The organism is Brevundimonas sp. LF-1 (assembly GCF_037055305.1).
GTDB classification, from domain to species: domain Bacteria; phylum Pseudomonadota; class Alphaproteobacteria; order Caulobacterales; family Caulobacteraceae; genus Brevundimonas; species Brevundimonas sanguinis.
In genome coordinates this window covers 1,491,398-1,500,304 of sequence record NZ_CP146349.1, presented here as the reverse complement: position 1 = coordinate 1,500,304, position 8,907 = coordinate 1,491,398, and the positions used below count along the sequence as shown (strand labels likewise).

15 protein-coding genes are annotated in these 8,907 nt (G+C 68.2%); 11 read left to right on the top strand and 4 right to left on the bottom strand.

Annotated elements, in window-relative coordinates; all coding sequences use genetic code 11:
* Positions 1-34 precede the first annotated feature (34 nt).
* The gene (locus V8F63_RS08230) at positions 35-736 is read right to left on the bottom strand and encodes a response regulator transcription factor CtrA (RefSeq protein ID WP_024353526.1); all 702 of its coding nucleotides are present in this window, start codon (positions 734-736) and stop codon (positions 35-37) included.
* 373 nt (positions 737-1,109) lie between these two features.
* On the opposite strand from V8F63_RS08230, the gene V8F63_RS08225 reads away from it, so the two are divergent.
* The 5 genes from V8F63_RS08225 (at position 1,110) to V8F63_RS08205 (ending at position 3,580) form a co-directional block, all read left to right on the top strand.
* Positions 1,110-1,481: a chromosomal replication initiator protein DnaA gene (locus tag V8F63_RS08225; RefSeq protein ID WP_025978445.1), complete on the top strand. Its 372-nt coding sequence runs from the start codon at positions 1,110-1,112 to the stop codon at positions 1,479-1,481.
* Positions 1,478-1,750, top strand: coding sequence for a hypothetical protein (locus V8F63_RS08220; protein WP_392352819.1), 273 nt, complete (start codon positions 1,478-1,480; stop codon positions 1,748-1,750). The genes V8F63_RS08225 and V8F63_RS08220 overlap by 4 nt, the downstream gene beginning before the upstream one ends.
* Entirely contained in the window at positions 1,750-2,193 is a 444-nt protein-coding gene (locus V8F63_RS08215; protein ID WP_392355060.1) for a DUF6456 domain-containing protein, read from the top strand. The genes V8F63_RS08220 and V8F63_RS08215 overlap by 1 nt, the downstream gene beginning before the upstream one ends.
* A gap of 114 nt (positions 2,194-2,307) precedes the next feature.
* Positions 2,308-2,478: a hypothetical protein gene (locus V8F63_RS08210; RefSeq protein ID WP_278070544.1), complete on the top strand. Its 171-nt coding sequence runs from the start codon at positions 2,308-2,310 to the stop codon at positions 2,476-2,478.
* Positions 2,479-2,521: 43 nt separating this feature from the next.
* On the top strand, positions 2,522-3,580 hold the full coding sequence (locus V8F63_RS08205; RefSeq protein ID WP_392352818.1) for a linear amide C-N hydrolase: 1,059 nt from the start codon (positions 2,522-2,524) through the stop codon (positions 3,578-3,580).
* Between the two features lie 21 nt (positions 3,581-3,601).
* Here the strand turns inward: V8F63_RS08205 and V8F63_RS08200 are convergent, their stop codons facing one another.
* Positions 3,602-3,895 (bottom strand): hypothetical protein, encoded by a 294-nt coding sequence (locus V8F63_RS08200; protein ID WP_392352816.1) that lies wholly within the window; start codon positions 3,893-3,895, stop codon positions 3,602-3,604.
* 77 nt (positions 3,896-3,972) lie between these two features.
* Entirely contained in the window at positions 3,973-4,407 is a 435-nt protein-coding gene (locus V8F63_RS08195; protein WP_025978450.1) for a SufE family protein, read from the bottom strand.
* Between the two features lie 132 nt (positions 4,408-4,539).
* On the opposite strand from V8F63_RS08195, the gene V8F63_RS08190 reads away from it, so the two are divergent.
* Genes V8F63_RS08190 through V8F63_RS08180 form a run of 3 tightly spaced genes read left to right on the top strand, consistent with a single transcriptional unit; the run spans position 4,540 to position 6,184 of the window.
* Complete coding sequence (locus V8F63_RS08190) at positions 4,540-5,805, top strand: histidine kinase dimerization/phospho-acceptor domain-containing protein (protein ID WP_392352815.1); 1,266 nt, start codon at positions 4,540-4,542, stop codon at positions 5,803-5,805.
* Positions 5,796-6,092: an ATP-binding protein gene (locus V8F63_RS08185; RefSeq protein WP_392352814.1), complete on the top strand. Its 297-nt coding sequence runs from the start codon at positions 5,796-5,798 to the stop codon at positions 6,090-6,092. Before V8F63_RS08190 ends, V8F63_RS08185 begins: the two co-directional genes overlap by 10 nt.
* The gene (locus tag V8F63_RS08180; protein ID WP_392355059.1) at positions 6,065-6,184 is read left to right on the top strand and encodes an ATP-binding protein; all 120 of its coding nucleotides are present in this window, start codon (positions 6,065-6,067) and stop codon (positions 6,182-6,184) included. The genes V8F63_RS08185 and V8F63_RS08180 overlap by 28 nt, the downstream gene beginning before the upstream one ends.
* Positions 6,185-6,192: 8 nt before the next feature.
* Here V8F63_RS08180 and V8F63_RS08175 read toward each other — a convergent pair whose 3' ends face one another.
* Entirely contained in the window at positions 6,193-7,068 is an 876-nt protein-coding gene (locus tag V8F63_RS08175) for a hypothetical protein (RefSeq protein WP_392352813.1), read from the bottom strand.
* Between the two features lie 55 nt (positions 7,069-7,123).
* On the opposite strand from V8F63_RS08175, the gene V8F63_RS08170 reads away from it, so the two are divergent.
* The 3 genes from V8F63_RS08170 (at position 7,124) to V8F63_RS08160 (ending at position 8,903) form a co-directional block, all read left to right on the top strand.
* A complete protein-coding gene (locus tag V8F63_RS08170) occupies positions 7,124-7,453 on the top strand; it encodes a DUF1491 family protein (RefSeq protein ID WP_253119736.1) in 330 nt (109 codons plus the stop codon).
* A 187-nt stretch (positions 7,454-7,640) separates the two neighbouring features.
* A complete protein-coding gene (locus tag V8F63_RS08165; protein WP_392352812.1) occupies positions 7,641-8,021 on the top strand; it encodes a hypothetical protein in 381 nt (126 codons plus the stop codon).
* A gap of 63 nt (positions 8,022-8,084) precedes the next feature.
* The gene (locus V8F63_RS08160) at positions 8,085-8,903 is read left to right on the top strand and encodes a DUF1570 domain-containing protein (protein WP_392352811.1); all 819 of its coding nucleotides are present in this window, start codon (positions 8,085-8,087) and stop codon (positions 8,901-8,903) included.
* The last annotated feature ends 4 nt before the right edge of the window (positions 8,904-8,907 follow it).

The following is an 8,907-nucleotide window of genomic DNA, read 5'->3' as shown; positions in this document are numbered from 1 at the left end:
ATCGGCCCTGAGTGGAGGCTCAGGAGGGGTCTTTTCAAGCGGCGACGGTGGCCGCCCCTTCAGCCGGGTCGCGCAGGACATAGCCGCGGCCCCAGACGGTTTCGATGTAGTGCTTGCCGCCCGCAGCCGTCGCCAGCTTCTTGCGCAGCTTGCAGATGAAGACGTCGATGATCTTCAGCTCCGGCTCGTCCATGCCGCCGTACAGGTGGTTGAGGAACATCTCCTTGGTCAGGGTCGTGCCCTTGCGCAGGGAGAGCAGCTCCAGCATCTGGTATTCCTTGCCGGTCAGGTGCACGCGGTGGCCGTTCACCTCGACGGTCTTGGCGTCTAGGTTCACCGCGATCTCGCCGGTGTGGATGATCGCCTGGGCGTGGCCCTTGGAGCGACGGACCACCGCGTGAGTGCGCGCGATCAGCTCGTCCTTGTGGAAGGGCTTGGTCAGATAGTCGTCGGCGCCACCGCCGAACGTCTTGACCTTGGTGTCGATCTCATGGCTGCCCGAGAGGATCATCACCGGCGTATTGATCTTGCCGTTGCGCAGCTGGCGCAGAACCTCAAGCCCGCTCATGTCCGGCAGGTTCAGGTCCAGCAGAATGAGGTCGTAGTCATAGATCTTGCCCAGATCGATGCCTTCCTCACCCAAATCAGTGGTGTAGACGTTAAACCCTTCCGACTTCAGCATCAGTTCGATGCTTTGAGCCGTCGCGTGGTCGTCTTCGATCAACAGGACGCGCATTAATGCCCCTCCAGGCAAAGCTTGGGATGACCGCACGTGAGATACGGCCGGGTAACCTTGTTCCAACGTTAACGGGCCAAAACCTTAAGAAGGGTTAACGGGTCCCGATATGGAACGCGTAGGATGATTTGCGAATCGCCGTCCAGAGTCCTGAGTCAAGGATTCGTTAATTTATTAACGCCGGGCGCCGCATTCCCCTGTTGACCTTTGGCGCGTCTTCCACAGGGGGCGTGCACAACCGTCCCCGCCGATGCCCGACCCCGCCTAGGGAAGCGACCGCTTCTGACGCCTCATAGGACAACATTCCTAACGCACCCGCCACACGCACTCATAATGGCGGGATCCACAGGAATGACGGGAGGAAGCGCAGATCATGGAACCCTATCGCGTGCCGGTGACGGAGGGCGACCGCATCCGGGCGGACGCCGCCCTGTCGCTGTCAGGTCTGGCCCTGGGGGTGCCGGTCGCGGAAATGAAGCGGCGCGAGCGGGTGCGGCCCAGGGCCTGCCGGGCGCGATGGTCGGCCATGTATCTGGCGCACGTCTCCTTCGGCTGGCCGCTGGAGCGGGTCGCCCACGCCTTCGGCCTGAACCGGGCGACGGCGGGCGCGGCCTGCCGCTGGGCCGAGGATGAACGCGACCGGCCCGACTACGACGCGCTGATGGATGGACTGGAGGGGTCGCTGCGGGCGGTGATGGAGTTGCCGCTGGTCGATCTGGCCCCCGAAACCGGAGGCCGCCGATGAGCCGTCAACTGGAACGCGCGCGCAGCCTGCTGCAACGGCCTGGCGCCTGGCTGGACCAGGCGAACGGCGCCTATACCTTGCGTCTCGGCGGCGACCGGCGCAGCCGGGTGGTGCTGACGCTGGATGAGGCCGCCTTCCGCGCCGTGATCGAGCGGCCGGGGCTGAAGCTGCGTCAGGGGGCGGCTGGCTGCCCCGCGCGGCCAACGACCACGCGCCCCTTTCGCCCCCGCCCGGCCGCCCCGGCGTCATCGAGGGGGAACGGGCGGTGATGGAAGCGGACGGCCGCCTGACGATGCGCCGCGCCAATCTGGGCGAGAGCCCGATCCTGTGGCTGGCGCGGCGCAAGGACCAGTCGGGCCGCCCCTGGCTGACCCCGGCCGAGGTCGCGGCCGGCGAGCGGCTGCGCGCCGAGGCCGAGATCGCCGCCGCCGGTCCCTCCATGACCATGCGCTGGGACGGCCTGCCACGCAGCGGCTCCGGCGGCGGCGCGGGACGGATCGAGCCGAGCGACCGCGCCATCTCCGCTTCGACTCGGGTGCAGGCGGCGCTGGAGGCCTGCGGCCCGCGTCTTCGCGCCCTGGTCGACCAGGTCTGCATCCACGGCACGTCGCTGCAACTGGCGGAACAGGCGCTGTCCCTGCGCCGCCGTCAGGGCAAGACCCTGCTCAAACAGGGGCTGCAGGCGCTGGCGGAGCATTACGGCATAGGATGATGCGGCCGAACGGCGTCATTGCGACATGCCATCAGCGATTGTCGCTCCATCATTGCTTAAGCATGGACGTTCTACCGTGACGCGATCTTCCGGTGGCAGCGAATGGAATTCCCCATGACCTTCTTCCGTCCAGCCGCACAGGTTCTGGGCTTGTCTCTGGGGCTGGCGGGCGGCGCTTCCGCCTTTGCCCAGACCAGCGCGGAGGAGCGGTGGCGCGCCACGGTCAGCCCCTATGTCTGGGCCACCTCGCTGGACGGGAACGTCACGCTGGCCGGGCGCAGCTGACCTACTGACCCTTCCCTCACGACCCCCATCCCAAGGAGACGACATGCGTAACGGAATGAAGAAGGGCGTCGCCGCCCTGGCCGCCGCCTTCATGCTGGCCGTTCCCGCGGCCGAAGCTTGCACGCGCCTTGTCTACCACGGCCACGACGGCGCGGTCATCACGGCCCGGTCGATGGACTGGAAGGACGAGATCATGACCAACCTGTGGATCTTCCCGCGCGGTATGGCGCGAGACGGGTCCGGCGGTCCCAACTCCCTGACCTGGACGTCCAAATACGGCAGCGTCATCGCCAGCGGCTATGACATCTCGACCGTCGACGGCGTGAACGAGATGGGCCTGGTCGCCAACGTCCTGTGGCTGGTCGAGTCGCAATACCCGGCCTACGACCCGAACAAGCCCGCCCTCAGCATCGCCGCCTGGGCCCAGTACGCCCTCGACAATTTCGCCACCGTGGCCGAGGCGGTCGAGGCCCTGCGCGACGAACCCTTCGTCCTGGTCAGCGACAATGTGCCGGGTCAGGAGCGGCTGACCACCCTGCACCTGTCCCTGTCGGATTCCGGCGGCGACAGCGCCATCTTCGAATACATCGACGGCAAGCTGGTGATCCACCACAGCCGCGACTACCAGGTGATGACCAACTCGCCGACCTTCGACCAGCAGCTGGCGCTGAACACCTATTGGCAGGGCATCGGCGGCACGGTCATGCTGCCGGGCACCAACCGGGCGGCCGACCGCTATGCCCGGGCCTCCTTCTACGCCAACGCCATTCCCAAGTTCGAAGACCAGAACATGGCCGTGGCCAGCGTGTTCAGCGTGATCCGCAACGTCTCGGTGCCGTTCGGCATCTCGACCCCGGATCAGCCGAACATCTCCTCGACGCGCTGGCGGACGGTCGTGGATCACAAGCGCAAGCTATACTTCTTCGAGTCGGCCCTGACGCCGAACACCTTCTGGGTGGACCTGAAGAAGATCGACTTCTCTGAACGCGCCCCGGTCAAGCGGCTGGAGCTGGGCGAGAACCAGATCAACACCCATGCGGGCGACGCCACCGCCAAGTTCAGCAATGCGCGCGCCTTCCCCTTCCTGGGCCCGCAATCCTAAGCCGATAAAGGCGGTTGGGCTTCAGAAAATCCCGACCGCCGCCTCGGCCCAGATCAACAGCACGGCCAGGATCACCGCTGCGGCCAACATGAGCCGCGCCAGCGGGGTCCGCGTTTTCCACAGAACCAGCTCCAGCAGCAGACCCGCCCCGACCAGCAGGACGGCGGCGAACAGGAAGTCCTGGGCGTCCCAGGCGACCTCGGAGGTGACCTGCATGGCCGCCAACTGCGTCAACAGGATCAGCCCGACCGCGCCCCAGCCGGCCATTCGGACAGGATTGAAAAAGGAAGGGGCGCGCTTCGTCAGGGCCGTCATCGGACCGCTCCACACCGTATGAGACGCCTCATCATGCGCCCGATCGCGCCCAATCGGAAGAGAAGCGGCGATCGCGGTCAGCCCGCCGCCAACGCCGCCTCGCGGATACGCCCGACCATGCTGTTCAGGCCGTTGGCGCGCTGGCGCGTCAGGGCCGAGGGCAGGCCCAGCCGGTCCAGAGCGGCCTTGGCGTCGAACGCCAGTATCTCGCCCGGCAGCCGCCCCGAATAGAGCCGCAGCAGCAAGGCGATATTGCCCTTGGACAGGGCGCTGTCGCTGTCGGCGTCGAAAAACAGCCGCTCGCCCTGGGGCCGCATCGACAACCAGACCTGAGCAGCGCAGCCCGGCACCTTGTTCGCCTCGATCCGCGCCTCTTCGGGCAGGGGCGGCAGGTCCTTGCCCAGGTCGATGACGTATTCGATCCGCCCTTCCCAGTCTCCCAACAGGTCGAACTCTTCGACCAGTTCGGCCAGGGTCTCGTCGATGGAGCGGTCGGGGGCGGTAGAAGTCATGGGCGCGACATAGGCCCCCGCCGCCGCGATCACAACCGGCGCGCCGCTCCCCCTATAGGCGAGCGCCCTAGGGGCTTGAGACGACGCGGCCTAGATATAGGGTTGTTATCACTCCGTCCGTCCCAGGCGCACTTGAAGCCTCACACCGCCCTGCTTGATCCGATCCGCCGCCCCGAGGTCCACGACGCCGGGGACGGCGCCGCCCTGGCCGCCTGGCACGCGGGCTGGGCGGCGGCGGTCGGCGTGACGGCCCTGTTCGCGACGGGCGCAGGGACCGGCGCCGAAGCCGCTGGGACGGCGGCGCCCCTGCTGCTGGCTCTGGGGGTCATGGCGGCGCCGGGGCTGGCAGGGCTGACCCTGTTGCGTCGCGACGATGACGAGGCCCGTTCGGCCCTTCTGACGCTGTGGACGCTGGCGGCGCTGGCGGGCGCGGCGCTCAGTGGCGGGGCGGGCGGCCCGCTGGCGGGCTTCGTCTTCGCGCCGTTGGCGGCGGGTCTGGCGCTGGGCGGGCGCCGCCGGGTGCTGGTCGCCGCCATAGCCGCCACGGGCGCGGCGGGCGCGGGCCTGCTGTCCGGCTGGCTGTTGGGCGCGCCGTCGGCGGCGGCGACCACGGCGGGGGTCTCGGCCCTGATGACGGCCGGCGCGACCACGGCGGCCCTGTTCCTCGGCGCCCGCCGCGCGGCCCGCCAGATGGAGCTCGCCGAAGCCGACGTGGCCGGGGTCGAGACCCTGCTGGCCGGTCAGCCCGCCCTGACTCTGGCGCTCAATCAGGACCTGCGCGCCCTGGCCGCCTATGGTGCGGCGCCCGCCGCCCTGCCGGTCGAGCCGCTATTCAAAGAGGGGCTGCTGTCGGCCGTCGACCCTGCCGACCGCCCCGCGGTCCTGGCCGCGCTGGCCCGCGCGCGCAGCCTGGGCGAGGCACAGGTCCGCTTTACGCCCCGCCTGGCGCTGGACCGCCGCATCCTTTTGACGGCGCGGCGCATGGATGACGGCGGCTCTCGCCTGATCGTTCAGGCCTTGGACGCCACCTTGCAGTACGCCCGCGAGGCTGAGCTGGACGCCGCCCGCATGGAGGCCGAGGCCCAGAGCGCCGGCAAGTCGCGCTTCCTGGCCCATATGAGCCACGAACTGCGCACTCCGCTGAACGCCGTCATCGGCTTTTCGGACGCCATGCGGCAGGAGTTGTTCGGCCCGGTCCCGCCCCGCTACGCCGACTACGCCCGCTCGATCCACGAAGCGGGCGGCCACCTGCTGGACCTGATCAACGACGTCCTGGACGTCAGCCGCATCGAGGCGGACCGCTATGAGCTGGCGCTAGAGCGGTTCGACGCGCGCGAGGCGGTGACGGCCGGACTGGCGCTGGTCCGCCTTCAGGCCGAGGACAAGGGGTGGCCTTGAACGCCGTCCTGCCGCCCGAACCGCTGATGATCCGGGCCGACCGGCGGGCGCTGAAGCAGATGACGCTGAACCTGCTGTCGAACGCAGTGAAGTTCACCCCGGCGGGCGGGACGGTCACGGCCTCGGCGCAGGCGGCGGGGACCATGCTGGAAGTGATCGTCGCCGACACCGGCGTCGGGATCGCCAAGGCTGATCTGGCGCGGCTGGGGCGCCCTATGAGCAGGCCGGCGAAGCCGACCAGAAGGCGAAAGGCAGCGGGCTGGGGCTGGCTCTCGTCCGCGCCCTAGCCGAACTGCATCGCGGGACGTTGAGCCTGGACAGCACCCTGGGCGAGGGCACGGCCGCCGCTCTGCGACTGCCGGTTCTGGCCGAAGCCTGACGCCGCCGTCAGACCGGGCCCATAGCCAGAAAGGCGCGGGCGGCGGCGAAATCGCCCGCCTCGAAACGCGCCGTCGCCACGCTGTCGTCGCGGAACAGGAATTCAATCAGGAAGGGTTCGCGCGGGTCCAGCGCCGCAAGCGCCTCGGCGGCGCTGTCGGGAAAGCGCCAGACCTCGCCCGCCCGCGCGCCTGAGACCAGCAGCTCACGCGGCGCGAGATCGGACCCGGCAGCGAAGACCGCGCGGCGCGCGGCGTCCGGCGGCAGGCCGTCCGTTCCCAGCCATGGTCGGGGCGAGCGCGCCGCGTCCCGCATGACGATGCGCGCGGCATAGGGTCGGGGCTTGCCGACGAACGACACGACCGCCGCCGGACGCGCGTCCTGGGGCGCCTTGCCGGTCAGGCCGAAACGAACAGGCGAGGCGCCGGTCGCCCCGTCCTGAAACAGGCGCCAGCCGTCGCGAACGCTTTCGAAACGGTCGGCGCTCCACACGGCCTTGTCGCCGGGGAAGTTGATCCGCGCCGCGCGCGACCATCCGGCGAAGGCGTGGCGCACCCGCGTCTTGACCCGGTTCAGCTCGGCGTCGTCACAGGCGGTCGCCTCCGCCCGCGCCTTGGCGCGCCCGGCTGTCGCGGCCAGTTCGGTCGCCGGGCGACCTGCGCGCAAGGCGGCCCCGCGCGCCTGCAGCGTCGCCGCCTCCAGCGCCTGCGTCAGGCGCGGCTCGAACAGGCGGCACTTATCCTGCGCGGCGCGCACGAAGGCGCGCTCGTAATAGACGTCGCCAAAGTTCTGGCCGGCAGCCGTCGCCGCCCCGGCCGCGAGGGCCAGTGCGACGATCGCGGCCAGCGTTCTGCTGACTATGCGAGGCGACAGCGCTATGTTCATGCCTCCACCCTAGCCGACGCCGGTTCCGGGTCCGTCTCCAAACAGGGTGAATCAATTGCTTCTTTCCACTGACGTCTGGGTCGGCGCCCTGATCCGACGCGCCGAGCTGGAGGGCGCCAACGCCGTGGTGGTGAAGAAGGGCGACGCCCGCGCCGGCGCCGTCATCGTCAAGGCTTATGACACCGTCACCCGCACCGCCCGACTGTGGACCGAGGCGACCGGCCAGGACGGCGAACCGCTATGGATCCAGCCCGTCGCCAGCGAGTTCGAGAGCGAACTGGACGCCTATCTGGATCGCCAGCGCCGCTATGACCCCGACCTCTGGATCGTCGAGATCGAGGACCGCCAGGGCCGCCACTTCCTGACCGAGAAGACGCAGGGCTGACCCTCCCTCGCCGGGATAGAGGGTCTATAGGTAGGCCCCCGCACCGGCCCTCAAGCAGGCCGAAGGCCGGTAGGGCCGCTCAAAATGGTAACCGGATCGTTCACCGCGTTCGTGAACCGGACCGCAAGCGCGGCGTCCTAAAACCCCTCGCATGGGACCAGAACGGTCCTGCGAGCGGGCGCGGTCCATGCTGTTTCTTCTGAACGACGTCGTTTTCGATCTGGACGAGCCTTGCCCGGCCCCTAGCCACGACGTGCGTCGGTTCGAGTGTCTCTCGTTCGACTATGTGCTGGAGATGGGCTGCGAACTGTTCGCCCAGGACCCGCTGCTTCACCACAACGACCCCGCCCGCGCTCGCCGCCTGGCCTGGCTGATCGCCCACGAGGCCGAAGGCGTCAGCGCCGCCCTGTTCGCGGCGCCGCAAGCCGGTTGCGCGCCCGAACTGGTCGAGCCGCGCTTCTGCGCCTTGCCCGAGATCGTGTTGCGTCACCTGCATCAGCGCGCGCGTCGCGGCGCCCTGGACACCGCCACGGCCGACAAGACGGTCTGGAGCCGCCTGGCCGCCTAGGGCTTCCATAGAACACCATCGTTCTTTACTTCTTGTCCCTCAGCCTTGGGGAGACGAAGGGCGATGAACAAGAAAATGCGGTTTCGCGTGAAGCGCGGCGCGGCCATGACCGTGGCGGCCGCCCTCGGCGCCTTCGCCACATCGCCGGCGCTGGCGGAATGGCTCCGGGCCGAAACCGACCACTTCATCGTCTATGGCGACACCTCGGAAGGCAGCCTGCGGCGCTACGCCCAGAAGGTCGAGCGTTTCGACGCCCTGCTGAGGACCTACTATCCCATCCAGACCGACCATGAGACCCCCAAGCTGGAGATCTTCATGGCCGAGGGTCGACGCGACATGAACCGCATGTCTCCCGGCATCAGCGAGGGGGTAGCGGGCTATTATTCGCCGAACAGCGGCCGCATCTATACGATTGTCGATACGCGCAGCTCTATGGGCGATGTCGTCGTCTTCCACGAATACGCGCATCACTTCATGTTCCAGATGCAGGCCAACGCCTATCCATCCTGGTTCGTAGAGGGGTTTGCCGAATTCTACTCAACGGCCAGCCTGACCGATAAGAAGATCCAGTTCGGACGGCATAATCCGGGCCGGATGAACTCCCTGACCATGGGGTTCAGCTCGTGGGCCAAGATGGAGGATGTGCTCAAGTGGCGCATCTCGGATTCCGGACGTTACCCGGCGCATAGCTATTACGCCCAGGCCTGGGCCATGACCCATTACTTCATGAGCACGCCCGAACGCACCCAGATGCTCGGACGCTATCTGGGTGCTGTGGCCGGTGGTGAGGATTCCGTCGTCGCCATGCAGGCGGCGACAGGCCGGACCCCGCTCAGCTTCAGGACGACGTCTGGCGCTATATTTCCGGCTCCATCAACGTGACCAC

What these genes read in the sequence shown, in the direction of transcription:
- V8F63_RS08230 (WP_024353526.1), bottom strand. Translation starts at nt 736, where the DNA reads ATGCGCGTCCTGTTGATCGAAGACGACCACGCGACGGCTCAAAGCATC.
- V8F63_RS08225 (WP_025978445.1), top strand. Translation starts at nt 1,110, where the DNA reads ATGGAACCCTATCGCGTGCCGGTGACGGAGGGCGACCGCATCCGGGCG.
- V8F63_RS08220 (WP_392352819.1), top strand. Translation starts at nt 1,478, where the DNA reads ATGAGCCGTCAACTGGAACGCGCGCGCAGCCTGCTGCAACGGCCTGGC.
- V8F63_RS08215 (WP_392355060.1), top strand. Translation starts at nt 1,750, where the DNA reads ATGGAAGCGGACGGCCGCCTGACGATGCGCCGCGCCAATCTGGGCGAG.
- V8F63_RS08210 (WP_278070544.1), top strand. Translation starts at nt 2,308, where the DNA reads ATGACCTTCTTCCGTCCAGCCGCACAGGTTCTGGGCTTGTCTCTGGGG.
- V8F63_RS08205 (WP_392352818.1), top strand. Translation starts at nt 2,522, where the DNA reads ATGCGTAACGGAATGAAGAAGGGCGTCGCCGCCCTGGCCGCCGCCTTC.
- V8F63_RS08200 (WP_392352816.1), bottom strand. Translation starts at nt 3,895, where the DNA reads ATGACGGCCCTGACGAAGCGCGCCCCTTCCTTTTTCAATCCTGTCCGA.
- V8F63_RS08195 (WP_025978450.1), bottom strand. Translation starts at nt 4,407, where the DNA reads ATGACTTCTACCGCCCCCGACCGCTCCATCGACGAGACCCTGGCCGAA.
- V8F63_RS08175 (WP_392352813.1), bottom strand. Translation starts at nt 7,068, where the DNA reads ATGAACATAGCGCTGTCGCCTCGCATAGTCAGCAGAACGCTGGCCGCG.
- V8F63_RS08165 (WP_392352812.1), top strand. Translation starts at nt 7,641, where the DNA reads ATGCTGTTTCTTCTGAACGACGTCGTTTTCGATCTGGACGAGCCTTGC.
- V8F63_RS08160 (WP_392352811.1), top strand. Translation starts at nt 8,085, where the DNA reads ATGAACAAGAAAATGCGGTTTCGCGTGAAGCGCGGCGCGGCCATGACC.